This window comes from Streptomyces sp. NPDC088812 (assembly GCF_044750285.1).
In the GTDB taxonomy this organism is placed as follows: Bacteria; Actinomycetota; Actinomycetes; order Streptomycetales; family Streptomycetaceae; genus Streptomyces.
Map to the genome: position 1 here is coordinate 292,016 of NZ_JBIVJP010000001.1, position 25,484 is coordinate 317,499.

General features: G+C 73.7%; 20 protein-coding genes, 1 pseudogene and 1 riboswitch. Of the genes and pseudogenes, 9 read left to right on the top strand and 12 right to left on the bottom strand.

The genetic code is table 11. From position 1 onward, the window contains the following. Positions 1 to 280: 280 nt before the first annotated feature. Positions 281 to 976: a type 1 glutamine amidotransferase domain-containing protein gene (locus tag ACIP67_RS01270; protein WP_401685544.1), complete on the bottom strand. Its 696-nt coding sequence runs from the start codon at positions 974 to 976 to the stop codon at positions 281 to 283. Positions 977 to 1,172: 196 nt separating this feature from the next. Between ACIP67_RS01270 and ACIP67_RS01275 the strand changes: the two genes are divergently transcribed. Both ACIP67_RS01275 and ACIP67_RS01280 read left to right on the top strand, forming a co-directional pair. After that, positions 1,173 to 2,078: a LysR family transcriptional regulator gene (locus ACIP67_RS01275; RefSeq protein ID WP_401685547.1), complete on the top strand. Its 906-nt coding sequence runs from the start codon at positions 1,173 to 1,175 to the stop codon at positions 2,076 to 2,078. 360 nt (positions 2,079 to 2,438) lie between these two features. Beyond that, positions 2,439 to 3,674 (top strand): NAD(P)/FAD-dependent oxidoreductase, encoded by a 1,236-nt coding sequence (locus tag ACIP67_RS01280; RefSeq protein WP_401685550.1) that lies wholly within the window; start codon positions 2,439 to 2,441, stop codon positions 3,672 to 3,674. 494 nt (positions 3,675 to 4,168) lie between these two features. Here ACIP67_RS01280 and ACIP67_RS01285 read toward each other — a convergent pair. The 3 genes and pseudogenes from ACIP67_RS01285 to ACIP67_RS01295 form a co-directional block, all read right to left on the bottom strand. Further along, positions 4,169 to 4,348 (bottom strand): annotated as a pseudogene (locus ACIP67_RS01285) (cryptochrome/photolyase family protein); the annotation flags it as partial. A gap of 10 nt (positions 4,349 to 4,358) precedes the next feature. Beyond that, on the bottom strand, positions 4,359 to 5,723 hold the full coding sequence (locus tag ACIP67_RS01290; protein WP_401685553.1) for a cryptochrome/photolyase family protein: 1,365 nt from the start codon (positions 5,721 to 5,723) through the stop codon (positions 4,359 to 4,361). A gap of 69 nt (positions 5,724 to 5,792) precedes the next feature. Beyond that, complete coding sequence (locus tag ACIP67_RS01295; protein ID WP_401685556.1) at positions 5,793 to 7,316, bottom strand: SDR family oxidoreductase; 1,524 nt, start codon at positions 7,314 to 7,316, stop codon at positions 5,793 to 5,795. A gap of 126 nt (positions 7,317 to 7,442) precedes the next feature. Between ACIP67_RS01295 and ACIP67_RS01300 the strand changes: the two genes are divergently transcribed. The 3 genes from ACIP67_RS01300 to ACIP67_RS01310 all read left to right on the top strand — a co-directional run bounded on the left by ACIP67_RS01300 (position 7,443) and on the right by ACIP67_RS01310 (position 10,552). Continuing rightward, on the top strand, positions 7,443 to 7,949 hold the full coding sequence (locus ACIP67_RS01300) for a MarR family winged helix-turn-helix transcriptional regulator (protein WP_401685558.1): 507 nt from the start codon (positions 7,443 to 7,445) through the stop codon (positions 7,947 to 7,949). Positions 7,950 to 8,156: 207 nt separating this feature from the next. Continuing rightward, on the top strand, positions 8,157 to 10,310 hold the full coding sequence (locus ACIP67_RS01305) for an MMPL family transporter (RefSeq protein WP_401685561.1): 2,154 nt from the start codon (positions 8,157 to 8,159) through the stop codon (positions 10,308 to 10,310). Between the two features lie 74 nt (positions 10,311 to 10,384). Then, positions 10,385 to 10,552, top strand: coding sequence for a hypothetical protein (locus ACIP67_RS01310; protein WP_389522879.1), 168 nt, complete (start codon positions 10,385 to 10,387; stop codon positions 10,550 to 10,552). 404 nt (positions 10,553 to 10,956) lie between these two features. Here ACIP67_RS01310 and ACIP67_RS01315 read toward each other — a convergent pair whose 3' ends face one another. From ACIP67_RS01315 to ACIP67_RS01350, 8 genes are all read right to left on the bottom strand, one after another. After that, positions 10,957 to 11,994 (bottom strand): acyl-CoA dehydrogenase family protein, encoded by a 1,038-nt coding sequence (locus ACIP67_RS01315; protein ID WP_401685564.1) that lies wholly within the window; start codon positions 11,992 to 11,994, stop codon positions 10,957 to 10,959. A 154-nt stretch (positions 11,995 to 12,148) separates the two neighbouring features. After that, complete coding sequence (locus ACIP67_RS01320) at positions 12,149 to 12,832, bottom strand: 2-phosphosulfolactate phosphatase (protein ID WP_401685567.1); 684 nt, start codon at positions 12,830 to 12,832, stop codon at positions 12,149 to 12,151. A gap of 82 nt (positions 12,833 to 12,914) precedes the next feature. Next, positions 12,915 to 13,964, bottom strand: a complete 1,050-nt coding sequence (locus ACIP67_RS01325) for an LLM class flavin-dependent oxidoreductase (RefSeq protein WP_401685570.1) — start codon at positions 13,962 to 13,964, stop codon at positions 12,915 to 12,917. Positions 13,965 to 13,977: 13 nt separating this feature from the next. Continuing rightward, complete coding sequence (locus ACIP67_RS01330) at positions 13,978 to 15,654, bottom strand: dipeptide ABC transporter ATP-binding protein (RefSeq protein ID WP_401685572.1); 1,677 nt, start codon at positions 15,652 to 15,654, stop codon at positions 13,978 to 13,980. Then, positions 15,651 to 16,574: an ABC transporter permease gene (locus ACIP67_RS01335; RefSeq protein WP_401685575.1), complete on the bottom strand. Its 924-nt coding sequence runs from the start codon at positions 16,572 to 16,574 to the stop codon at positions 15,651 to 15,653. The genes ACIP67_RS01330 and ACIP67_RS01335 overlap by 4 nt, the downstream gene beginning before the upstream one ends. Further along, positions 16,571 to 17,530, bottom strand: a complete 960-nt coding sequence (locus tag ACIP67_RS01340; protein ID WP_401685578.1) for an ABC transporter permease — start codon at positions 17,528 to 17,530, stop codon at positions 16,571 to 16,573. The genes ACIP67_RS01335 and ACIP67_RS01340 overlap by 4 nt, the downstream gene beginning before the upstream one ends. A 3-nt stretch (positions 17,531 to 17,533) precedes the next feature. Further along, entirely contained in the window at positions 17,534 to 19,153 is a 1,620-nt protein-coding gene (locus ACIP67_RS01345; protein WP_401685581.1) for an ABC transporter substrate-binding protein, read from the bottom strand. 209 nt (positions 19,154 to 19,362) lie between these two features. Beyond that, positions 19,363 to 19,557, bottom strand: a complete 195-nt coding sequence (locus ACIP67_RS01350) for a putative leader peptide (protein WP_401685584.1) — start codon at positions 19,555 to 19,557, stop codon at positions 19,363 to 19,365. Beyond that, positions 19,513 to 19,626, bottom strand: a riboswitch (SAM riboswitch). (Overlaps the previous gene by 45 nt.) A 445-nt stretch (positions 19,627 to 20,071) precedes the next feature. Here ACIP67_RS01350 and ACIP67_RS01355 point away from each other — a divergent pair. The 4 genes from ACIP67_RS01355 (at position 20,072) to ACIP67_RS01370 (ending at position 25,208) form a co-directional block, all read left to right on the top strand. After that, complete coding sequence (locus tag ACIP67_RS01355; RefSeq protein WP_401685587.1) at positions 20,072 to 21,406, top strand: MFS transporter; 1,335 nt, start codon at positions 20,072 to 20,074, stop codon at positions 21,404 to 21,406. Beyond that, positions 21,399 to 22,484: an LLM class flavin-dependent oxidoreductase gene (locus ACIP67_RS01360; protein WP_401685590.1), complete on the top strand. Its 1,086-nt coding sequence runs from the start codon at positions 21,399 to 21,401 to the stop codon at positions 22,482 to 22,484. Before ACIP67_RS01355 ends, ACIP67_RS01360 begins: the two co-directional genes overlap by 8 nt. Before the next feature lie 10 nt (positions 22,485 to 22,494). Further along, positions 22,495 to 23,823, top strand: a complete 1,329-nt coding sequence (locus ACIP67_RS01365) for an NtaA/DmoA family FMN-dependent monooxygenase (RefSeq protein WP_401685592.1) — start codon at positions 22,495 to 22,497, stop codon at positions 23,821 to 23,823. A 344-nt stretch (positions 23,824 to 24,167) separates the two neighbouring features. Then, on the top strand, positions 24,168 to 25,208 hold the full coding sequence (locus tag ACIP67_RS01370) for a porin PorA family protein (protein WP_401685594.1): 1,041 nt from the start codon (positions 24,168 to 24,170) through the stop codon (positions 25,206 to 25,208). Positions 25,209 to 25,484 lie beyond the last annotated feature (276 nt).

Sequence of the window (25,484 nt, forward strand, 5' to 3'; positions counted from 1 at the left end):
GCGCCGCGGCGGGGTGCCGACGCTCGCCTGCCGGGTGGTGGGGCGCCGACGGCTGTTGCGGCTTGCCTGGCGTCGCGGCGGGGTGCCGATGTACCCGCTCGCCCGGCGCCGCGGCGGGGTGCCGACGCTCGCCTGCCGGGTGGTGGGGCGCCGACGGCTGTTGCGGCTTGCTCGGCGTCGGGGCGGGGTGCCGACGGCTGTTCCCGCTCGCCCGGCGTCGGGGCGGGGTGCCGATGCGCCCGCTCGCCCGGCGTCGGGGTGCCCACGCCCCTCTCGGCGGTCAGCCCAGTTGCTTCAGCAGCTCGGCCGCGAGCGGCTCGGAGGAGGCCGGGTTCTGGCCGGTGACCAGATTGCGGTCGACGACCACGTTCGGCGCCCACGGCTCGCCGGCCCGCACGTCGACACCCGCCTCGGTCAGCCGGTCCTGGAGCAGCCACCTGGCCTTCTCGCCCAGGCCGGCCTGGAGTTCCTCGGCGTTGGTGAAGGCGGCGACCCGGTAGCCCGCGAAGGCGTTGGACCCGTCCTCGCGCACCGCGGCCAGCAGGGCGGCGGGGCCGTGGCAGACCACCCCGAGCGGCTTGCCCGACTCCAGGGTCTCGACCAGCACCCTGCCGGAGGCGGCGTCCACGGCGAGGTCCTCCATCGGGCCGTGGCCCCCCGGGTAGAAGACGGCCGCGTAGTCGCCGAGGTCCACGTCCTCCAGACGGACCGGGCGGCGCAGTTCGGCCATGGCGTCCAGTCCGGCGGCGATCCGGTCGGCGCCCTCCTGGCCGCCGTTGGCCTCGGCGGCCAGGCTGCCCTTGTCGACGGGCGGGACGACACCGCCGGGCGTGGCGACGACGACCTGGTGGCCCGCCGCCCGGAACGCCTCGTAGGGCGCGACGGCCTCCTCGGCCCAGAAGCCGGTGGCGTGCCGGGTGCCGTCGTTCAGCGTCCAGTGGTCGGCGCCGGTCATCACGAACAGGATCGTGGCCATGGTGTGTCTCCGAGAGGTTCAGATTTCGGGGGAGGGGCGACCGTCGCCAGGACGCCGTCTCGCGGCGTGACGCGCACGGGGCGAGGAGCGGCCTGTCGACGTCGTCGAACGTAAGCCGTTCGGGGGACAGGGCTCCAATGGGTCTTCCGATGTCCGGCATTGGAAAAGGAATGGCAGGCCGGGAATACTCAGGCCGGTGGAGTACCCCCGGCACCTGGACCTGAACCTGCTGCGCACCTTCCTGGCGGTCTACCGGTCGGGTTCGTGCACCGGCGCCGCGTATCTGCTCGGCCTGTCCCAGCCGACGGTGACGACCCAGATGCGCGCGCTCGAGCGGCAGGCCGGGCGCGAACTGTTCGAGCGACTCCCGCGCGGGGTCGCGCCCACGGCCGTCGCCGACCAGTTGGCGGCCCGGATCGCCGTCCCGCTCGACGACCTCGCCGCGGTGGCCGGCCCGGACCCGGCGGCCGGCCGGCCCGGGCCCGTGCACCTCGCCGGCCCGGCAGAACTGCTGTGCACCCGCGTCCTGCCCGCTCTGGCGCCGTTGGTCGCCGACGGCGTCCGGCTGCGCGTGGCGACCGGACTGACCGACCCGCTGCTCGACGAACTGCGAGCCGGACGCCATGACCTCGTCATCTCCACGATCCGCCCGCGCGGCCGCACCCTGGCCTCGTCACCCCTGACCGACGAGGAGTTCGTACTGGTGGCCGCCCCCGTGTGGGCGGAGCGGATCGGGGACCGGCCGGCCGCCGAGCTGCCCGCGGCGCTCCACTCCGTGCCGATGGTCGCGTACGCGGAGGATCTCCCGATCGCCCGCCGGTACTGGCGGCACGTCTTCGGGCGGCGGCTGTCCGGCCCCGCCGCGGTGACCGTGCCCGACCTGCGCGGAGTGCTGGCCGCGGTCGCCGCCGGCGCCGGCTTCACCGTGCTGCCCCGCTACCTGTGCCAGGAGGAGCTGGCGTCGGGGGCGCTCGTCGCCCTGTACGAGCCCGACGACCCACCCATCAACACCGGCTTCCTCGTCCAGCGGCCCGGTGCGGTGGAGAACCCGGACATCGCACGCGTCCGAGACCTGTTGCTGGGCGCGGGCCGCACCTGGTGAGACGCCCGGCCCGCGCGCCGGTGCGGAGGAGTCGCCCACCCGGGCCGGGCCCCGACCACCTCGGCCACCCAGGGCGGCCCGACCACCCCGACCACCCCGACCACCCCGACCACCTCGACGACCCCGGGCGGCCCACCGGGACGCGGCGCCCGGCTGACCTCCGGACCGTATCCGCCTCCCGACCGCATCGGGGTCCGGCCGATCCACGTCCGGCCGATCCACGTCCGGCCGAACCGTGTCCCGGCCGATCCGTGCCGTCCCGTGCATCCACGCCCCACCCGGCACGGGAAGCCCCGACGGGGGTACCCGGACGGCCGGTGGCCCCCCACCGGCCGTACGACGAAAGGCACGCACGTGACCATGGACAGCGTCCCCTCGGACGTCCTCGTGATCGGAGCGGGCGTCGCCGGACTCGCCTGCGCCCGGGACCTGCTGGCGGCGGGGCTCGACGTCCGCGTGCTCGAAGCCTCCGACGGCGTGGGCGGACGCATGCGCTCCGACCGTGTCGACGGATTCGTCGTCGACCGCGGCTTCCAGGTCCTCAACACCTCCTACCCGCAGCTCCGGCGCCGTCTGACGCTGCGGGAGCTGCGGCTGCGCCCGTTCACCCCCGGCGTCGCCGTGCGCACCGACCGGGGCATGCTGCGCTTCACCGACCCGACCCGTCGGCCCCGCGCCCTCCCCGGCCTGCTGCCGGGACGCCTGGCCGGCCCGCGCGACCTCCTCGCCCTCGGGATCCTGTCGGCCGGGGACATGCTCGCCCCGGTACGGCTCCTGAAGCGCCGGGAGGCCGGCAGCACCCGGTCCGCGCTGGCCGCCGCGGGCTTCTCGGACGCGTTCGTGGAGACCTTCTTCCGCCCGTTCCTCTCCGGAGTGTTCCTGGAGGACCGGCTGGAGACGTCCGGCCGCGTCTTCCACCTCGTCTGGCGCAGCATGCTCCGCGGCACCCTGTGCCTGCCCTCCGACGGCATCGGCGCGGTGCCCCGCGCCCTGGCGGCCGCCCTGCCCGAGGGCACCGTCCGGCTCGGGACCGCCGTGCGGCACCTGACCGGCACGGGTGCGGTGACCGCCGACGGCGCCGAGGTGACGGCGCGCCGGGTGGTGGTCGCGACCGGTCCGGGCCCCGCCGCCGCGCTGCTGCCCGGCCTGGACGTGCCCGTCTGCCGGACGGTCACGACGTACTACCACGTGGCACCGCGCCCACCGCTGCGCGAGCCGACGCTCGTGGTCGACGACCGGCGCCGCTTCCTCAACACCTGCGTCCTGTCCGAGGTGGTGCCCGGCTACGCCCCGGCCGGCCACGCCCTGATCGCCACGTCGGTCCTCGGGCGCGACGGCACCGGGCGCGAGAGCGCGGTGCGCGAGGCCCTGGGGGACGCGTACGGCGCCGATCCGGCCGGCTGGGACCTGCTGACCGTACGGACCGTCCCCGACGCGCTGCCCGCCATGACGCCCCCGCAGCCCCTGAGCCGCACGACCCGGGTGGCCCCGGGGCGGTATGTCTGCGGCGACCACCGCGCCACGGGCTCGGTCCAGGGCGCGCTCGCGTCGGGGGCCCGTGCCGCCCGCGAGCTGCTCCAGGACCTGCGCGCCTGACCCCCCGCCCGCGCGCTGCGCGCTCCCGCACCCGGCCTCCGCACCCCACACTCGGCCTCCGCACCCCACGCCCGGGCCCCTGCCTCCCGCGTCCGGGCTCCCGCACCCCACGCTCGGGCCCCTGCCTCCCGCGTCGGGGCTCCCGAACCCTGCATCCGGGCCCCTGCCTCCCGCGTCCGGGCTCCCGCACCCTGCATCCGGGCCTTCGCACCCCGCATCCCGGCCTCCGAGCCCCGCCGCCGGGTCGCACCCCGCCGCCGGGTCGCACCCCGCCGCCGGGTGGCGCCCCGCGCGAGGGCGCCGTCGCTCAGGGCGGTCTGTCGTCCCGTCCGGCCTTATCCCGCAGCCGCTCGTCCAGCAGCTCGTCCAGGTCGGTCAGCTGGTCCGGGCCGCGTGATGGGTCCAGCAGGTGTCCCGCACCTGCGCGAGGACCGTGGCCAGACAGCGGGCCGTGACGGCGTCGGCGTCCAGCTCCGGGAACCAGCCCGGCAGGGCGCCCGGTGGCGCATCGCGGACAGCACCAGGTGGGCCTTGGCCCAGGGGAAGCGCCGACGGCGGAACAGCGACCGGGCCTCGATCACCACCACGGGCGCCTCCCGGCCGGGGCCGTCGTCACCGGGAGCGAGGAAGTGCCGTCCGAGCTGGTCGCCGAAGAGCCGGTGCGGGGTGGCCACGGGTGTTTCGTCAGCCGTGTGAGCGCGCCCGTTTGAACCGGGCGAGCCCCTCCGACAGTTCGACGAGGGGGTCCGGGTAGTCGACGGCCGCCCGGTCCCGGCCCGGCAGTTTCCACGGCTCGTGCACCGCCGGGCCCTCGATGCCCGCCAGTTCCGGCACCCAGCGCCGGACGTAGGCCCCGTCCGGGTCGTAGCGCCTGGCCTGGGTGACGGGGTTGAGGACCCGGTTGGGCCGGTTGTCGGTGCCGGTCCCGGCGACCCACTGCCAGTTGAGCTGGTTGTTGGCCACGTCCCCGTCGACCAGCAGGTCCAGGAAGTGCCGGGCGCCGATCCGCCAGTCGACGTAGAGCGTCTTGGTGAGGAAGCTCGCGGTCAGCAGCCGGCCCCGGTTGTGCATCCAGCCCTCGTGGCGCAGCTGCCGCATCGCCGCGTCCACGACCGGATAGCCCGTCCGGCCCTCCCGCCACGCCTCGATGTCCTCCCGGGCCGTCCGCTCCGTACGCCACCGGTCGTGCCGCGTCCGGTAGTCGGTGCCGGACGCGGCCGGGCGGGCCGCCAGCAGCTGGCGGTGGAAGTCGCGCCAGGCGACCTGCCGGACGAACGCGTCGGCGCCCCGGCCGCCCGCCGCGCGGGCCCGCTGCACGAGGTCGACGGGGGAGAGGGTGCCGAAGTGCAGATGGGGCGAGAGGCGGGAGGTCGCGTCGCCCGCCAGGTCGTCGTGCCGGTCCTCGTAGGCGTCGATCCCGTGCTCCAGCCAGGAGGTGAGCCGCCGGCGGCCCTCCGTCTCCCCGCCCGCCGCCAGGCCCTCCGACACGCCCCGGTACGCGGGCAGGTCCTCCGAACCGACGCCGTGGGGCACCCGCACGACCCGGGGCGCCGCGAGCGGCTCCCGCAGCCGCTGGTCCGACCAGTGCCGGAAGTACGGCGTGAAGACGGCGAAGTGGTCGGAGGCGGACGGGGTGACCGCGCCGGGCGCCACGGCCGACGTCACCGCGTCGTGGACGTGCAGGCGCACCCCCTCGGCCTCCAGCGCGTGCCGCAGCCGCTCCTCCCGGCGGTGCGCGTACGCGCTGGCGTCCGCCGACAGGTGCACCTCGTCGGCGCCCGCCTCGGCGGCCACCCGGCACACCTGCGCGACCAGGTCCCCGGAGCGGACGACGAGCCGCCCGCCCCGCTCCCGCAGCCCCGCGTCGAGGTCGCGCAGGCAGTCGGAGAGGAACGCCAGCCGGTTGGGCGTGGCGAACCCGGCGCCGTCGACGGCCCGGTCGCGCACGAACAGCGGCACCACCTCGCGGGCGCCGTCCAGGGCGGCGCGCAACGGCGGATGGTCGTGCAGGCGCAGGTCGGAGGTGAACAGGACGACCGAGACGTTCATTGCGGTGACTCCGGATGAGGTGAGGGGACCACGGCCGCTTCCCCGGCGGTGCGCCCGCCGGGGGCGCGCTCAGGCGACGGGTGCCGTAGGGGCGGGGGACCGCGCCTCCGCGGCCCGGACGATGTTGCGGGCCATGCCGCCGAACACGACCGCGTGGAACGGCGAGACGCCCCACCAGTACGCCTGGCCGAGCAGCCCGTGCGGGTGGAACAGGGCGCGCTGGCGGTAGCGGGCGCGGCCGTCCCCGTCCGGCTCCGCGTACATCTCCAGCCAGGCCAGGCCCGGCAGCCGCATCTCGGCCCGCAGCCGCAGCAGACGGCCGGGTTCGATCTCCTCGACCCGCCAGAAGTCCAGCGAGTCGCCGACCCGCAGCCGGGCCGCGTCCCGCCGTCCCCGGCGCAGGCCCACCCCGCCGGCCAGCCGGTCCAGCCCGCCGCGCACCGCCCAGGCGAGCGGGAAGGAGTACCAGCCGTTCTCGCCGCCGATGCCCTCGATCACCCGCCACAGGGCCTCGCGCGAGGCGTCCACGGTCAGTTCCCGGTGGTCGGTGTACAGGCTCCCGCCCGCCCAGTCGGGGTCGGTCGGCAGCGGGTCGCTCGGGGCGCCGGGCAGGGAGGCGGAGGACCAGCGGGTGGTGACCTGCGCGTCGCGCACCCGCTGGAGGGCCAGCCGGACCGCCTCGTCGAACCCCACGGGGTGGCCCGGTGGATCCGGCACGTACCGTGCGATGTCGTGCTCGCGGCAGACCACCTCGTGCCGCAGCGACTCGGTCAGCGGCCGGGCGATCGACGCCGGCACCGGGGTGACCAGACCGACCCAGTGGCTGGACAGACCGGGGCTGAGCATCGGCACCGGGAGGATCAGCCGGCGCGGCAGCTCCGCCACGGCGGCGTAGCGGACCATCATGTCGCGGTACGTCAGGACGTCCGGACCGCCGATGTCGAAGGCCCGGTTGACGTCCGCGGGCATCCGGGCACTGCCGACGAGGGCCCGCAGCACGTCCCGGACCGCGACCGGCTGGATCCTGGTGCGCACCCAGCTCGGGGTCACCATCACGGGCAGCCGCTCGGTGAGGTAGCGCAGCATCTCGAAGGAGGCCGAGCCGGAGCCGATGACGACGGCCGCCCGCAGCACGGTGGTGGGGACGCCGGAGGCGAGCAGGATGCGCCCGACCTCCGCGCGTGAGCGCAGGTGCGGTGACAGCTCCCGTTCGGGCACGTAGGCCGGGGTGAGGCCGCCCAGGTAGACGACGCGCCGCACCCCTGCGGCCCGCGCCCGCTCCCCGAAGATCCGCGCGGCCCGCCGGTCGGTCGCCTCGAAGCCGTCGCCCGTGCCCAGCGCGTGCACCAGGTAGTAGGCGACGTCGACGCCCTGCATGGCCTCCGCGACCGACGCGGCGTCCGTGACGTCCCCGCGCACCACCTCGGCCCGCCCGGCCCACGGGTGGTCGCGCAGCCGCCCGGGGGAGCGGGCCAGGCAGCGTACCCGGTGGCCCGCGGCCAGCAGCTCCGGGACGAGCCGGCCGCCGATGTACCCGGTGGCTCCGGTCACCAGACAGAGCGGCGCGCCGGAGTCCTCGTCGTGTGCGGTCATGAGTCCTCGGTCCTCCGTGTCGACGGCCCCCTCGGTATGGCTTCCACCCCGCGGCGGTGCGCGGATGCGCCGGTCCACGGTCATGCACCCGACCGGGTGATCGCGGGCAGCGGCTACGCTGACCGCGTGGCCACAGCGAACGACCGTGAGCGCCGCGCGCGGGAAGACCGGCCGGACGCTCCCGGAACACCGACCGACCTGCCCGCCTTCGCCGTCCGGTTGCGGAGGATGAACGGCGAGATCAACCGGCTGGTGCACGGGTTCGCCGGGGACCACGGACTGCACGCGACGGACGTCCAGGCGCTCGCCGCGATCCTCGACGCCGACGAGCCGATGACCCCGGGGCGGCTGCGCGAACACCTCGGACTGACCTCCGGGGCGGTCACCGCGTGCGTGGACCGGCTGGAGCGCGCGGGACACATCCGGCGGGTCCGGGAGAGCGCCGACCGCAGGGTGGTCCACCTCTACTACGCGGCCGACGCCCGGTCGGCCGCCCGCACCTACTTCCGGCCGCTGGCCGAGGCGACCGAGGCCGCGCGCGCCCGCTTCACCGAGGACGAGCTGGCGGTGGTGATGCGCTTCCTCACCGCGATGGGCGAGGAGCTGTCGCAGATCACGCCGCACGGCCGCTGATCGCTCCCGGCCGCTGACCGCTCCCAGCCCGGGATCGCTTCCGCACCGGTGCATCCGGGGGCCGGGCACGGGCAGAAGAACGGACACCGTCTACGATCACCGGCGGCAAGTTAACTCAATGATTGAGATTGTTTGTCATTGAGATAGTTGCCGGTGCGCCGAGACACCTCGGCCAGGCCAAGAAGATCCACCCCCGCTGGGAGAACGATGTCCACCACCCCTCGACGCGCCCGCTGGCTCGTCCCCGTCCTCCTCGTCGCCGTATGGCTCGGCCTGGGCGGCGCCCTCGGCCCCTACGCCGGGCGCCTGGGCGAGGTCGCCACGAACGACCAGGCCGCCTTCCTGCCGCGCAGCGCCGAGTCCACCGAGGTCATCGACGCGCAACGGGCCTTCAAGCAGGACGAGACGCTCCCGGCGATCGTCGTGTGGACCGCGTCCTCGACCGGCTCCGGCTCCGGCTCCGGCTCCGGCTCCGCGAGCGGCGGCACCGGGATCGAGGACCGCAAGCAGGCCGCCGACAGCGCCCTCGCCACCCTCACCGACACCCCCGGCGTCGCCGGGCAGCTCTCACCCGCGCTGCTCTCGGAGGACGGCGAGGCCATCGAGGCCGTCGTCCCACTCCGCCCCGACCTCGGCGACGACCTCGCCCCGGCCCTGGACCGCATCCGCGCCGCCGCCGAACGTGTCCCCGGCACCACCGTCCAGCTGGCCGGGCCGGCCGCGACCCAGGCCGACCTGTCCGACGCCTTCGCCGGCATCGACGGCCTGCTGCTCGCCGTCGCCCTGGTCACCGTCCTCGTCATCCTGCTGCTCGTCTACCGCAGCCTGCTGCTCCCCCTGGTGATCATCCTCGGCGCGGTCTTCGCCCTCGGGCTCGCCTGCGCCGTCGTCTACGCCCTCGCCGACCACGACGTGGTGCGGGTCGACGGCCAGGTCCAGGGCATCCTCTCCATCCTCGTCATCGGCGCCGCCACCGACTACGCCCTGCTGCTCACCGCCCGCTACCGCGAGGAACTCGCCTCCCGCACCGACCGGTTCGGGGCCGCGCTGGCCGCGCTGCGGCAGTCCTGGGGCGCCATCGTGGCCAGCGCCGCCACCGTCGCCCTCGGGCTCCTCGCCCTGCTGTTCAGCGACCTCACCAACAACCGCGCCCTGGGCCCGGTCGGGGCCGTCGGCATCGCCGCCGCCGTCGTCAGCACCCTGACCTTCCTGCCCGCCGTCCTGGTCCTCCTCGGCCGCGCCGCCTACTGGCCCGCCAAGCCCCGCCCGACGGACGGGACCACCGGCGGCGCCGGCATCTGGCAGCGGATCGCCGCCCTCGTCGACCGCGCGCCCCGCAAGGTGTGGGCGGTGTCGCTGGCCGGTCTGATCGCCTGCGCCGCGTTCGCGCCGACCCTCGCCTCCCGGGGCGTCCCGCTCGACGAGACCTTCGTGAACGACGCCCCGTCCGTGACGGCGCAGCAGACCCTCGCCCGGCACTTCCCCGGCGGTTCGGGCAACCCCACGGTCGTGATCGCCGACGCGGACCGCGTCGAACGGGTGGTCGCCACCGCCGAACGCACCGACGGCGTCGCCTCGGCCGCACCGGTCGCCGCCTCGGGCCGGTCCGGCGGCGAGCCGCTCGTCGTCGACGGCCGGGTCCGCGTCGACGTCACCCTGAGCGCGGCGGCCGACAGCGACGCGGCGAAGGACACCGTGGCGCGGCTGCGCACCGCCCTGCACGCGGTGCCCGGCGCCGACGCCCTCGTCGGCGGCTACACCGCCCAGCAGTACGACACCCTGCGCACGGCCGAACGGGACCGCACCCTCATCGTCCCCGTCGTCCTCGCGATCATCTTCCTCATCCTGACCGCGCTGCTGCGCTCGCTCCTGATGCCCGCCCTGCTCGTGGCGACGGTGGCGCTGAACTTCCTCGCCACCCTCGGCGTGTCGAGCCTGGTCTTCCAGCACGTGCTGGGCTTCACCGGCACCGACCCGTCCGTGCCGCTGTACGGCTTCGTGTTCCTCGTGGCGCTGGGCGTCGACTACAACATCTTCCTCATGTCCCGGGTCCGCGAGGAGTCCCTTCGGCACGGCGTGCGCGAGGGCGTCCTGCGCGGCCTGGTCACCACGGGCGGTGTCATCACCTCCGCCGGCGTGGTGCTCGCCGCCACCTTCGCCGCGCTCGGTGTGATCCCGCTGGCCTTCCTCGCGCAGATCGCCTTCATCGTCGCCTTCGGCGTGCTGCTCGACACGCTCGTCGTGCGCTCGCTGCTGGTGCCCGCGCTGGTGCGGGACATCGGGAGGCGGGCCTGGTGGCCGGGACGGCTCGCACGCGGCGGCGGCGCCACGGCCGGTGAGGAGCCGGCCACGCGGGCGTGAACATGCTCACGCCGATCGTGGGCAGGCGCAGTACGAGGGAGTTGTCCGTTACGGATCGGGAGGTGTCTGCCGCTATGGGCGCGAAGGTGTTGGAGCGTTTTCCTGCGGGGGCTCCGCGCGGATCGTGGCCGGCGGAGGAGTACGCGGCGCGACGGCGGGCGGAGGGCGAGCCCGCGACCGTCGTCATGGACCTGAAGTCGGACGCCTTCCTCGTCGTCGTGCCGACCGGCGACGAGGAATGACCCACCGGCCGGCCGCCAGGGGCGCGGGCCGCGCCCATGCCGGGCCGCCGGCGGCGCGGGCCGTATCCGTGCCGGACCACATCGGTGATGCGGGCTGTGCCCGTGCCGGGCCGTCGGCGGTGCGGGCTGTATCCGTGCCGGGGCACATCGGTGATGCGGGCTGTGCCCGTGCCGGGCCGTCGGCGGTGCGGGCCGCGCCCATGCCGGGCCATCGGCGATGTGGGTTGTACCCACTCCGGTACGCCGGCGACGCGGGCCGTACCCACTCCGGGCCGCCGGCGGCGTGGGCCGTACCCACGCCAGGCCACCGGTGGCTGACGCCCGGACAGCCCGGACGGTCCGGGCGGGCGCTGGCCCGCGCCCGAGCGCACGGGGCGGCGGCGGTACCGCCGCCGCCCGCCGCGTCACCCCGCGAGGGCGGCGAGCGCGGTGAGATGTGCCGTCCGGGACGGCGAGGTCTGGCCCTGGACCATGAGGAACAGGGCCTCCCTCGCCAGGCGTTGCGCCCGGTTCGTCAGCAGCATCGAACGGCCGCCGCCCGCCACCACGGCCGCCGTGGTGGCCGCCAGCAGCACCTCGTACGCCGCCGTCCTGAGGGCCAGCTTCTCCTCCAGGTGCTCGTGGGGCACCGGATGGTCGGCCAGGGCGTAGGCCCGGCGGCGCACCTCGTCCAGACGGTGGCGCAGGGGAGCGGCCGTGCCCTCGTCCAGCAGGGTGAGCGCCGTCTCCGTGACCCCGAAGACGGCCGGGTTCGCGGCCACCGTCTTCGGGCGGTCGGCCGCCGCCCACCGCTCGTACGGCGTCCGCAGGACCACCGCCTCCTCCGGCAGCCACAGGCCGTCCAGCTCCAGGGAGACCGTCCGGGCCGCGGTGAGGGCCGCCAGGCGCAACGGCTCCGACGCGCGCAGGCCCGGCTGCTCGCGGGCCTCCGTGAACGCGAAGAGCGCCTCGCCGGAGTCGGTGACTCCGGCCAGGAGCATCACGTCGTTCAGCCCCCAGCCCGTGTACCAGGGCACCGTCCCGTCGAAGCGCCGGCCGCCCCGCTCCCGCGTCACCCGTACGGGGATGCGCGGATGGGCCCGCAGGTGGGCGTAGGCCACTCCGGACAGCAGCTCGCCGCGCGCCAGCGGGCCGAGCAGCCGCTCGCGCGCCGGTCCCTCGCTCCTGGCCAGGGTCAGCACCGGCGTGTGGTGCTGCGTCTGCACGAACCACGTCGAGCAGCACGCCCCGGCCAGGATCTCCGCCGTCTCGCGCACGGCGGCGGCGGGGGCCGCCGACCCGCCGTACTCCTGAGGCGCGTTCACGCCCAGCAGGCCCGAGCGTCCGATCGCCATGAGATGGCTCACCGGCACGCCCTCCTGGTCGACGCGCTCGGCGTGCGGTGCCAGCAGTTCGTCGGCCAGGCGGCGGGCGCGGGTGACGAGGGGGTGGGGAGCAGTCATGCACGAGATTGTCGGGGAGCGGCCGTGCGGGTGCGGGTGCGGGTGCGGGCCCGGGGTGCGGGGGGCCGCGCGCGAGGTGACGGAAGTCCGCCGCCGGCCCGGCCACGGTCCGTGGGGGCAGACTGGGCGATCGCCCGGCGGTGCGGGAAGCGCGTCACAGGTCGGGCACGGCGCACGGACGCAGGACCATGAGCGAGTCCTCCACGGCCGCCACCATGGCGAAGGGGAACCGGTCGAGCTCGAGACAGAGCGCTACGTCATCAGGGTGGACTCCTTGGCGCACACCCTCCGCCAGCTCGGCGGCGGCGCGCGACTCGGCGGCGCGGCGCAGGAACCCGGCGGCATCCGCCCCGGCCTCGGTGGCTCTCCGGGCGATGTACTGAGCGCACGCCAGGTCTTCATCGGCCTGTCCGTCTTCGCCCGTGACCACGAACGTGACGCTGTCGCTCTTGCGTGCCCGCAGGAGCCGAGCCGTCGCCTCCGCCACCACGAAGCCGGCGCACAGCACCAGCGACGCGTCCTTGACCGCGAGGGCGCCGACCGTCCCTGCCGTGGTCTTCTGCACGACCGTCCGTCCGCCGAGGTCGACGGAGCGCAGCAGGCCCGGCGAGTTGACCATGTCGAACCCGGGCGCGGGTGGCCCGTCCTTGAGTGCCACCCGGTCCGGGTGGCGAGCCTTGAGTGCCAGGGCGTCGTCCAGCGACTCAGCAAGAACGATCTTTTCCGCCCCCTGGGCAAGGGCCCAGGCAGCCACGGTGAAAGCCCGCATGACGTCCACGACGACCGCCACGGACGGGGCCTCGACCAGTTCGGTGATGCCAACGAAACGAGCGTCCATTCCGGTCATGATCGCGCACGCCGACCCCACGCAGCCGGAATATGGTACACGTCACACCGTGGGGGGCGAAAGGCGACACGCCTCATCGGGTCGCCCGACGCCGCCCCCGCACCGCCGAGGAGGCCGGACGCCAGCCCAGTTCGGGTGCGACCAGGTGCCGTACGTCGTGCAGGATCTGCTCGTACTCCTCCCGGTGGAACTCGTAGGGCAGTTCCAGGCGCAGCTCGGACACCTCGGCGAGCACCGGATCGGCGGTCAGCCGCTCCAGGATCTGCTCGGCGGTCCCCACGACGTCCGGGGCGAACAGGGTGCGCTTGGGACCCTGGGGCGCGAGGGTGCGGTCGTGGCGGCTCGCCGCGTAAGCGCGGTAGCGGGCCCGGGTGGCCGCGTCGGCACTGTCGAGCGGCACGATCACCCGGCCCAGGGCCACGCGCGCCGGACCGTCCCCGGACAGCGTGCGCCGGTACGCGGACAGCAGGTTCAGCTGGGCCGTGGTGAAGTCGTCGGTGTCCTCGCCGGTGACGATGTTGCCGGACAGCAGACCGAGGCCGTTCCCGGCGGCCCAGCGCACCGAGCGCAGACTCCCGCCGCCGTACCAGATCCGCCCTGCCAGGCCGGGGCTGTGCGGTTGCAGCCGGGGGCGCTGGACGTTGCCCGGCGAGTGGATGACCGTGTCCGGGCCGCCGAGGTAGTCGCCGCGCAGGTTCTCGACGACCCGGGCGATCCTGCCGTACGACAGGTCGAAGCCGCGCCAGTCCCCGTCGTACACCAGGTCGCCGAGCAGGTCGGCGTGCGGCATCCCGGTGCTGAAACCGATCTGGAGCCGGCCCCGGGACAGCACGTCGGCCAGCGCCAGGTCCTCGGCCAGACGGAACGGGCTCTCGTAACCGATGGGGATGACCGCGGTGCCGAGCTCGATCCGCTCGGTGCGCTGGCCGGCCGCGGCGAGGAACACGGCCGCCGAACCGACGCCGTGTTCGAGGTGGCGCTGTCTGATCCAGGCGCCGTCGTAGCCGAGCCGTTCGCCGTACTCGAACAGCCGGAGCGTCTCCTCCAGGCCCGAGTGGGGGTCGTCGTCGGTGAAGTTGCCGGGCGTGAGAAAGGCCAGCGAGGTGATGGTGGGGGTGCTCATGTGACGCCGGTCCTCAACTCGTGGTGGTGTGCGCGGCGGGGGCGGGGAGACGGCCGCCGGGGATCGCCGCGAGCAGTGCGCGGGTGTACTCGTGGCGGGGCTGCGTGAACAGGTCCTCGGGCGGGCCGGTCTCGACGACGCGTCCGGCCCGCAGGACGGCGACCTGGTGCGCGATCTGGCGCACGACGGCCAGGTCGTGGGAGATGAACAGGTACGCCACGCCGGTGTCCGCCTGCAACTCGGCCAGCAGTTCCAGGACCTGGGCCTGGACGGACACGTCGAGCGCGGAGACGGGCTCGTCGCACACCACCAGGTCGGGTGAGAGGGCGAGGGCGCGGGCGATGGCCACCCGCTGGCGCTGTCCGCCCGACAGCTCCGCCGGGCGGCGCTCCAGCGTCGCGGCGGGCAGCGCGACCCGGTCGAGCAGTTCGCGGGCGCGGGCGAGCCGGGAGGCGCGGTCACCGACCTTGAAGGCCCGCAGCGGCTCGGTGATCACCTCGCCGATGGAGAAGCGCGGATCGAGCGAGGCGTACGGGTTCTGGTAGACGAGCTGGGCGCGGCGGCGCAGCAGCCGGACCCGGTCGCCCCCGGCGGCGGTGACGTCGACGCCGTCGAACAGGACCTGTCCGGAGGTGGCGTCGGCGAGGCGCAGCACCAGGCGGGCGGTGGTGGACTTGCCCGAACCCGATTCCCCGACCAGGGCGAGCGTCTGCCCGCGATGCAGGGTGAGGCTGACGTCGTCCACCGCGCGCAGGATCCGGGCCTCGCCCCCGGCGCGCGGCAGCCTGAACTCCTTCACCAGGTTGCGTGCTTCGACCAGGGGCGTCGTACCGGCCTTCGACGCGGAGACCGGTGTGCGGGGCCGGGCGGTGGTCAGGCTCGGGGCACTGGCCAGCAGTTGCCGGGTGTACGCGTGCTGGGGGTCGGCCAGGACGTCACGGGTGTCACCCGCCTCCACCACCCTGCCCCGCTCCATGACCACCAGGCGCTGGGCCCGGTCGGCGGCCACCCCGAGGTCATGGGTCACGAGCAGGATCGCGGTGCCCGACTCCTCGGTGAGGTGCTGGAGGTGGTCGAGGATGACGCGCTGCACGGTGACGTCGAGGGCGCTGGTCGGCTCGTCGGCGACGACGAGCCGGGGCTTCGCGGCGAGGGCCACGGCGATCAGCACCCGCTGCCGCATGCCGCCGGACAGTTCGTGCGGGTACTGCCGGGCGCGGACGGCCGCGTCGGGCAGCCCGGCCCGTTCCAGCACGGCGACCGCCTCGACGGCCGCCGTACGGCGGGTCGCGAGACCGTGGATGCGCAGCACCTCGGCGACCTGCTCGCCGATCCGCTTGACCGGGTTGAGCGAGACCGTCGGGTCCTGCGGGACCAGCCCGATCTGCGCGCCCCGCACGGTGCGCAGCTCCGCCTCCGACAGCGTGGCGAGGTCGTGCCGGCCGAAGCGGACCGTGCCCGCGTCGATCCGGCCGTTCGCCGCCAGCAGCCGGGTGACGGCGTGTGCGGTGGTGCTCTTGCCGGAGCCGGACTCGCCGACCACGGCGGTCACCTGCCCGGGCCACACGTCGAGGTCCACGCCCCGCACGGCCGGTACCGTGCCGCCCCGGGTGCGGTACGACACGGACAGTCCGCGGATCTCCAGCAGTGGTGTGGTCACGTCCTCACCGTTCTCGTGTTCGTCGGTCATCGCTGCCGGGACCATTCGCCGTCCAGCGCCCTGGCGACGCGGTTGGTGGCCAGCACGGTCGCGGCGATCGCCAGACCGGGCAGTGCGGTCAGCCACCAGGCGTTGGCCAGGTAGTTGCGGCCGTCGGAGATCAACGTCCCCCATTCCGGGGCCGGCGGCGGCGCGCCGTAGCCGAGGAAGCTCAGCGCCGACACGGCCAGGATCGAGGCGCCGAAGTCCAGCGTGGCCAGGACGATCACCGGCCCGGCGGCGTTGGGCAGGACGTGCCGGCCCAGCACCGAGTACCAGCGGGCCCCGCAGGAGCGGGACGCCTCGACGAACACCGCCTGCCGTATCCGCAGGACCTCGGCGCGCGCCACCCGGGCGAAGGAGGCGACGCTCGCGACACCGACCGCGACCGCCACCTTCACCGTGCCGTACCCGAGCGCGGTGACGAGGGCCAGCGACAGGAACAGCGCGGGGATGGAGAGGAGGACGTCGACGAAGCGCATCAGCACGTCGTCCACCCAGCGGCCCACGAACCCGGCGACCACGCCGAGCAGACCGCCGACCACGAACGCGACCAGGACCGCGATCAGCGTGGCCTTGAGGGACAGCTGGGCGCCGTGCACCACACGGGAGAACACGTCACGTCCCAGTTCGTCCGTGCCGAACCAGTGACTGCCGCTCGGACCGCGGAAGTTCTGCGACGGCACCCCCTTCAGCGGGTCCTGCGAGGCGAACAGGTCCGGCCGGAACGAGGCCAGCACCACCAGCACGAGGACGGCGGCCGACAGCAGCAGACCGGGGCGGCGCAGCAGGAACCGCAGGACCTGCGGTGCATCGGCCCGACGGCCTGGTTCCGCGGGGGAACCGGCCTCGACCGGGCGGGCGAGGCCGAGGGCGGCCTCGGCCTCGTCGTCGACAAGGCTCTGACTCATGCGAAGCTCGCCCTCCTGTCCGAGGCCACCACGATCCGCGGGTCCAGCAGCGGATAGACGAGGTCGACGACGAGGTTCGTCGCCACGAAGATCAGCGCCCCGAACACCACCACCCCTTGGACCAGCGGGATGTCCTGGGCGGTGACCGCCGCCGCGGTCACCCGCCCGAGGCCGTCGCGGGAGAAGACCGTCTCGACGACCACCGAACCGGCGATCAGCTGCCCGACCAGCAGACCGACGACCGTCAGCGCGGGAAGTGACGCGTTGCGCAGCGCGTGCCGCAGATGCACCCGCCACCGGCCGGCGCCCTTGGCGCGCGCGGTCTCCACATAGGCCTGGTCCAGGGCGGTGAGCAGGCTCTTGGCCAGCACCTGCGCGATCTGCGCGCCGGTGGGGACCGCCAGCGTCAGGGCCGGCAGCACCAGGCCCCCCGGCCCGTCGTTGCCGAACGCCGGGAACCACCGCAGCCGGAAGGAGAACGCCTCGACGAGCAGCAGGCCCACCCAGAACGTCGGGACCGACACTCCGAGCGGGGGCAGCGACAGCAGCAGCTGCCGCAGCGACCGCCGCGAGGTGTACGTCGCCACCACCGCGAGACCGCCGCCGAGCACCACCGCGAGCAGCAGCGCGGCACCGGTCAGCTGGAGTGTCTGCGGCAGCGCGTCGGCCAGCGTGGAGGTCACCGGGCGGCCGGTGGAGACCGCGTCGCCGAAGTTCCCGCGCACCGCCCGTCCGAGATACTCGGCGTACTGCACGAGCACCGGCTTGTCGAAGCCGTACTCGTGCCTCAGCGCGGCGAGTTGGGCCGGATCGACCTGCCCCGAGTCCATCCCGGCACCGGCCATCGCGGTGACCGGGTCACCGGGCAGGTAGTCCAGCACCAGGAACGACACCGTGTAGGCCGCCCACAGCACCCCGACCGCCTGGGCCAGCCGCTTGATCACATAGCGGCGCATGCGCTAGCCGATCCAGGTGTCGTGCAGCTGGATCCTGCTGCCCGAGTCGAAGGCGAGGTCGTGCACCTTCTTCGACACGCCCAGCTGGGTCTGGAGCTCCACCACCGGCACGTTGTACGCGTTCCGCACGAGCAGCTTCTGCGCCTCGCCCACCAACTCCTCGCGCCGGGCGGTGTCCGTGGTCGCGGCCTGCCCGGACAGCACCGTGTCCAGTGAACTGGCGGGCAGCCGGTAGAAGTTGCCCAGCCGGGTGGAGAAGGAGCTGCGCAGGATGTCGGGGTCGGAGCGGGTCACGTTGCCCCACACCACGTCGAAGTCACCCGACTGGAGCGTGGTGGCGAACTGGCTGACCTGGAGCTGCTTGAGCACCACGTCGACGCCGACGGCCTTCAACTGCTGCTGGACCAGCTCCAGTGCCGGCTGATTGGTGGTCGCGTTGGGGAACCACGTGATGGTCAGGCTCAGCTTCTTGCCGTCCTTGGCGCGGACGCCGTCGCCGCCCGCCTTCCAACCGGCCGCGTCCAGCAGGGACTTCGCCTTGGCCGCGTCGAACGCGAGGTCCGAGGAGAGGTCGGTGTAGTCGGGTGTGGTGTGGGCCAGGACACTGGTCGCCGGCTCGGTGCCGGTCGGGAACACGGTGTCGGCGATCTGCTTCCGGTCGACGGCGGCCAGGATCGCCTGGCGCACCTTGGTGTCCTTCAGCACGGGCCGCGCGTTGTTGAGCCCCAGCCCGAACACCACACCGGGGTTGGCCCGGCGCTGGAGGGTGACCTGACCGCCCTCGAGCGCCGCCTCGTTGGCCCTGCCGACGCCGCTGATCGCGTCCACCTGCCCGGACTGGAGACTGCCGGCCCGGACACCCGCCTCGGGGACGACCTTGAACACCAGCTTGTCCAGGTAGGCCTCGCCCTTCTTGGACCACAGCGAGGAGCCCCAGTCGTACCCGGTGCGCCTGGCCAGGGTGATCGACTGGTTCTGCACGTACTGCTTCAGCACGAACGGTCCGGACCCGATCACGCCGTCGCTGCACTTCTGCTGCGGGCTCTTCTTCGCGCTCGCCGACGACTCGATGCCCAGCGAGTGGGTCGAAGTCGCCTGGAGGAACTGCGCGTTGGGCTCCTTGAAGGTCACCCTGACGGTGAGCGGGTCCACCACGGTGGTGCTCTTGACGCCGCTCAGATAGCCCTGGGCGAGGGACCCCAGGGCGCCGAGCTTCGGTACCGCGTCGAAATTGTCCTTCACCACCTGCGCGGTCAGCTCGGACCCGTCGCTGAAGGTGACACCCGACCGCAGATGGAACGTGAACGTCGTCGCCTCGGAGTCGACGTCCCAGCTCTCGGCCAGCCACGGCACGATCTTGCCCGTCTCGGGGTCCTGGTCGGTCAGGGAGTCCACGGTCTGGCGCACCGAGTAGATGCTCTCGTTGCTGCCGACCTGCTGCGGATCCACGCAGCCGGAGTCGGAACCCACCGCGAAGGTCAAGGTGCCGCCGGACTTCGGCCGGCCGCTTCCGCTGCCGGAGCCGTCGCCGCCCGACCCGCAGGCGGTCAGCAGCACACTGGTGGTCAGCAGGGCGGCCAGGGGCGCCCATCGGGAGGTTCTGAAATCCGGGAGTGCTGTCACGGAGGGGTTCTCCTACTCGTGTCACCTGGCACGGGGGTGCTGCATGAGGCACGGCCGTGCAGGGGTGTGCGGCCCCCGGCCGGATCGACACCGGCAGCGGGGTGGCGCTGTACAGACAGGGGTCAGGGGCGACACCGGGAGCGGTGCCGGGGAAAGCACGAAGGAGGCGCGGGCCGCCGACGGACGTCAGCCGGCGGCGGACGAGCTCGTCAGGGCCGACAGAGGCAGCTGGTCGAGCGCTTCAGATCGATGTGGCGCCGGCGCGAGAGCCGGGAGAACGCCGTGGCGTCGGCGAAGGAGACAGCCAGGTCAACGCCGTGTCGCACGCCGGTCCTCCCATCTCCGGCCCCGGTCCCGGGGCCACGCGCTTGCGGGAATCGTCGGTGATCCCGCCGGGCTTTCACCTGGAGCACCCCACCGCGCGGGAGGGTTGCCGGTCAGCGAGCCAGGGCTTGACGCTGACACTCAATGCCGGTCGCGATGGTACGGAGCGGTCTTGTCGTACGTCAATGCCGGAAACGGGCGCCCGGTTCGAGAAGGCGGGGCCGTCTCACGTGCCGGGACGCGTGGTGGACGCTCCTCCCGCCATGTGTTTTGATCCGGCGATGGAGACCGCAGGTCAGGCACGCACCGTGCTGTTCGCCCCGTTCTGGGTGGGCCGCCGCGCCGATCAGTTCGACCAGACCTGTCGCTGACCACTCGCGCCCCTTCGTACTTCTCCAGCCCCTTCCCGGCCCGCGTACCGCCGTACCCTCGCGCGGATGCGGACCGGCGTCGCAGGCCCCCCGCGCGGCGAACAGGCCATGCAGCGCTTGACGCACGCACCCGCCCCGCCTGCCCCGCCCGCCCCCGGGGGACTTCCGGTGTGACGCGTCCGACGCGCGCACCACCATGGCCGACCCATCCGGAAAGAGACGTATGGCCGTCAACAGCACCGCCCCGGCAGGGGTGTTCGCCGCACTGCGGGTCCGTGACTACCGGATCTACTGGAGCACGGGTCTGGTGTCCAACGTCGGCAGCGCCATGCAGGGTGTCGCGCTGGACTGGTTCGTTCTGAGGCTGACGCACAGCGGGACCGCGCTCGGCTGGGTCATGGGCCTCCAGTTCGCCCCGGTGCTGCTGTTCGGCCTGTGGGGCGGGGTGACAGCCGACCGGTACGACCGGCGGACCCTGCTGCTCTGGACCCAGACGCTGTACGCGGTGCAGGCCGTGCTGCTGGCGGCGATGGTGCTCTCCGGCCATGCCCCGCTGTGGCTGCTGTACGTCCTGTCCTTCGCCCTGGGGTGCGTGTTCACGGTGGAGAACCCCGCACGTCTGTCGTTCGTCACCGAACTGGTCGGGCGGGCTCTGATCCCGAAGGCGGCGGGCCTGAACATTCTGTCCCTGAACACCGCGCGTCTGATCGGCCCCGCGATCGCCGGTGTGCTGATCGGGGCCATCGGTACCGGATGGGTGTTCGCCCTCAACGCCGTCTCCTTCACCGTCGTCCTCGTGGGGCTGCTGTCGATCCGTCCACGGGCGCGGGAGACACGCGCCGCCTCCCGGCCGCCCTGGACGGGAGCGGGGACGGAGGGGCTGCGTTATGTGGCCGCGCGGCCCGAACTCGTCGGCGTCTTCACCATCTTCGGGCTGGTCGCCACCTTCGCGGTCAATTTCCCGACCACGCTGACCCTGTTCGCCGACCGGGTCTTCGACGTCGGCTCCCGGGGGCTCGGCATCATGAACACGGCCCTGGCCATCGGCACCGTCGCCGGGACGATCGCCGCCACGCGCGGTGTCTCGCCCCGGGTACGGACGGTCGTGGTCGGCGCGCTGCTGTTCGGCGGTTTCGAGGCGCTGGCGGCGGTCATGCCCACGTACCCGGCGTTCCTCGCCCTGTTGCTGCCCGCCGGTTTCACGTTGATGACGCTGAACACGGCGGTGAGCGCCTTCGTCCAGTCGGAGGTCAGCGATGCCATGCGGGGCCGGGTGATGGCGGTCTACACGGTGATCTCGATGGGCGGCAGCCCGGTCGGCGCCCCCGTCATCGGCTGGATCTCCCAGCACGCCGGGGTGCGCTGGGGGCTGGCCGCGGGTGCCGCGACCGCTGTCCTGGCGGCGGCCGGCGTGGCGCTGTGGCTGACACGCACGTCCCTTCCCGCGCCCGCCCCGGCCGCGCTGCCGATCTCCCGGCCCGTGGCGACCGCCCGCTCCCCTTACCCCGACCACACACCCGCGTCCGAACCGTCCACCGGAGGAACCTCCCATGACTGACCGCCACACCGGGCTGCCCGGTCTGCACCTCGTTCTCGAGGCCGACGGAGCCGGCGCCCACCCCGCCGCCCGGGCGACCCCGACCCCGCAGGCGGTGCGGGAGACTACCGTCTCCGCCGAGCACGCCGGCTTCGCCCTCGTCACCTTCGCCGACGCGCCGCTGCCGCCCGGCACGGGCGCGGAGCCCGTCGGCCGTATCGAGGCCGGCACCCGCGCGGCGTACGTCTCGGGCCTCACCGACCGCATCGGGCTCGCGCCCACGCTGCACATCACGACCACCGAGCCCTTCCACCTCGCCACCCAGCTGGCCGCACTGGACCACGCCTCGCACGGCCGGGCCGCCTGGCTGGTGGGAGCGGCCGCCGGCGCGGACGAACTCGCCACGGTCGGACGGTCCCCGCTCCCGGCCGGCACACTGCACCGGGAGATCACGGACGTCGTCGACACCGCCCGCGCCCTGTGGGACTCCTGGGAGGACGACGCGGTCGTCAAGGACGTCGCCACCGGCCGCTTCCTGGACCCGGACCGGGTCCACCACATCGACTTCGAAGGCGCCTCCTTCACCGTCAAGGGCCCCCTGATCACGCCCCGCCCCCCGCAGGGGCAGATCGTCGTCCTCGCCCCGGACGCGCTGGAGATCGACGAGCGCGCCGACGTGGTCCTGGTGGCCCGCCCCACACCCGCCGGGATCGCCTCCCGCTCGGCCGGCGCCCGGGAGAGCGGCGCGCCCCTGGTCTTCGCCGAGGTGGAGGTGGTACTCGACACCGCCGTCCCGGCCGACGAGCGGCTGGCCGGGCTGGACGGAACAGCCGTGTGGCCGGAGACCGGACGGCTGCGCCACACCGGCTCCCCCGAAGCGCTGACCGAACTACTCACCGAACTCGCCCGGTCCGTCGACGGCGTGCGGCTGCACCCCGCCGTCCTCGCCGACGACCTGCCCGTCCTGGCCGACCGGGTGCTGCCCGCCCTGGCCGCCGCCGGACTCCACCGCCCGCCCCGCCCCGGCGACACACTGCGCACCACACTCGGCCTGCCCCGCCCCGCCAACCGATTCGCCGCCGCGACCACGAACGCCTGAGGTGACCGCCATGACCGAACCGTCCTCCCGCCCCCGACTCCACCTCGGCCTGTTCTTCACGGGCGTGGGACCCCAACTGATCTGGACCGACCCCGACGCCCCCTCGCACACGGCGATCGAGACCTTCACCGATGTGGTGCGGACGCTGGAGCGGGGACTGTTCGACGCCTTCTTCCTCGGCGAGGGACTGCGGGTTCGGGAGAACCGGGGAAGGATCTTCGACCTCGACGTGGCCGGCCGCCCCGACGCCATCACCCAACTGTCCGCGCTGGCCGCCGTCACCGACCGGATCGGCCTGGTGGCCACCCAGAACACCACCTACAACTACCCGGCCGATCTCGCGCGCCGCCTGGCGAGCCTCGACCTGCTGTCCTCGGGCCGCGCCGGATGGAACATCGTCACCACCGACAACGCCTGGACCGGAGCCAACTTCCGGCACGGGGGCTGGCTGGAGCACGAACGCCGTTACGACCGCGCGGGACAGTTCGTCGACGCGGCCGAGGAACTGTGGTCCTCCTGGGACGACCGAGGTCCGGCCCGTCCGGTCGAGCGGGACACCGACCTGGTCCGGCTGCGGGCCACCGCCACCGTGCCCGGCAGCCCGCAGGGCAGGCCGGTGCTCTTCCAGGCGGGAGACTCCGACGGCGGCCGCGAACTCGCCGCCCGCCACGCCGACGTCGTCTTCTCCGCCAACACCGAGTACGGCAAGGCCGTCGCCTACGCGGCCGACCTGCGCGACCGGCTGGCCCGGCACGGCCGGTCCCCGGACTCGCTGCGCATCCTGCCGGGCGCGAGCGTCGTCCTCGGCGACACCTCGGCGGAGGCGGAGGAGAAGGCCCGCTGGGTGCGTGGCGAGCAGATCAACGGCCCTCGGGCGATCGCCTTCCTGGAGCAGTACTGGGGCGCGGACCTGTCCGCCTACGACCCGGACGGACCGCTGCCCGACATCGAGCCCAGCGAGGACGAACTCGACCCCTCACGCGGCACGATCGCGATCGCGCACCGCACCGGCAAAGCGGCCCTGATCCGCAAGTGGCGCGAACTGGCGACCGAACGTGGCCTGTCTTTGAGGCAGTTGGTGCTGGAGGTGGCACCGGGCCACCCGTCGTTCGTCGGCACGCCGTCGGCCGTCGCCGACGAGTGGACCCGCTATGTCACCACCCGCGCGGTCGACGGCTTCAACATCCTGCCGCACCTGCTTCCGTCGTCGGTCACCGACATCGTCGACAAACTGGTCCCGGAACTCCAGAGCCGAGGCGTGTACCGCACCGAGTACCGGGGCACCACTCTGCGCGACCACCTGGAACTGCCGCCGCTCGCCGCCGCGCAGGGGGACTGAGCGGGCGGCGAGCCGCCGTCCGGCGGGCGTCACTCGGGTCGGGTCCCGGAGAGCGTCCACGTCAGGGCCGGTCCCGTCGGCGCGACCCGGGTCCCAGCGGCGCGACCCGGGTCGCGCCGCTGGGACCCCGTTCATGTCCTGAGGCGGAACTCACCTCACTTATCGATCGCTCAGTCGAGGATGAGGATCCCATCGATCACCGGCCGGGTCTGTTGAATTTGATCAGCATGAAAGCCAATAAGCCACGCATGGTCGGAAGTGTTGACGGCCCCATCCGACCCTCCTACCGTCTTAGCGCTCGCTAAGTTCCTTTCCGTCTGTAGCAGCTCCCTTGAGGAGAAGTCATGCGCAGGACCAGCTGGGTACTGACTGGATCGGCCGGGATTCTGGTGGCGGCCTCTGCCGTCACACGGTTCACCGTCTATCCCGCACTGCACCAGGTGCCGGCCGACGCCAAGAGCACCTTCCGGTACGAGGGCACCGCCACGCTGCTCGACGCGACAGCCCTTCAGGCGGGTGATCCGGGCAAGGCTTTCCTGAAGGACGTGCCTGTCACCCTGGACCGCAGTATCGAGGTCGAAGACACACACGGCCGGACGGCCCTGGTCTCCGACGACGCGGTGCTGCACGGTCCGGACAACGCGGAGTTGAGCACCTCGACGCATCTGTGGGCGCTGGACAGACGCGACCTCACCGAGCGTGCCGCACCTGCGGGTTCCGGGGCCGAGAAACGCGAGGGGCTCGTCATTTCCTGGCCTCTGGAACCCGAGAAGCGGGACTACCGGTTCTGGGACACCGGTACGCGCAGCGTGTTCCCGGCGACCTACGAGGGCACGCAGTCCGTCAACGGCCGCGAAGCCTACGTGTACGCCATCACGTCCGACGGGCCCCTTGCCGACCCCGCCACGCTGAAGGCCTTACCGCCCGCCTTGCCTCGGGCAGCAGTGGTGGGCCTGGCGTCCGCCCTGCCCGAGGCGCAACGCCCGCCACAGGAGACACTGGACGCCCTTCCGGCAACGGTACCGCTGACCTACACGACCGCCACGAAGCGGCAAGGCTGGGTCGACGCCGAGACCGGGCTGTCACTGGACGGCACGCTGCACCAGACGGTTCTCGCGCGGACACAGAGCGCGGAGGGGCCGGTGACGCTCTTCCCCGTGAGCGATGTCGACGTCCGGGGCGCCCAGGCTTCGGTGCGGCACCAGACCGACGAAGCGACCACGACCGCCCGGCTGCTGTGGCTGCTCGGCACGGGTGGCCCACTCGGCCTGCTGGCCGTGGCTCTGCTGCTCATCGCCCTGGCCCTGTGGCTGGCCCGTCGCCGGGTCCGCCTGGCCACCAGGGTCGAGGAAACCGACACGGGAGTCACGACCGCGGCGCTGTGAGGGGACAGGACGTGGTTCCTTGACGGCTGTCGGCCGGATCGTGCGGCACCGCGCTGACGGAGCACGTCGTAGCCCACGAACTCGAACAGGCGGGCGCCAGTACACGGCCGCAGGGACGCGTCGGGGAACCGGTGCACGCCGACCCCGGAGCCGGCACCCGGTTCCGACAGCCACTGCGGTGCGAAACCCTGCTCACCGATCGTGCGCGCCCCTAGCGGCCCCCCAAGGCCTGATGTGCCGTCAGGAAAATCGGCGCTGACGGGAAAGGCGCGCGGC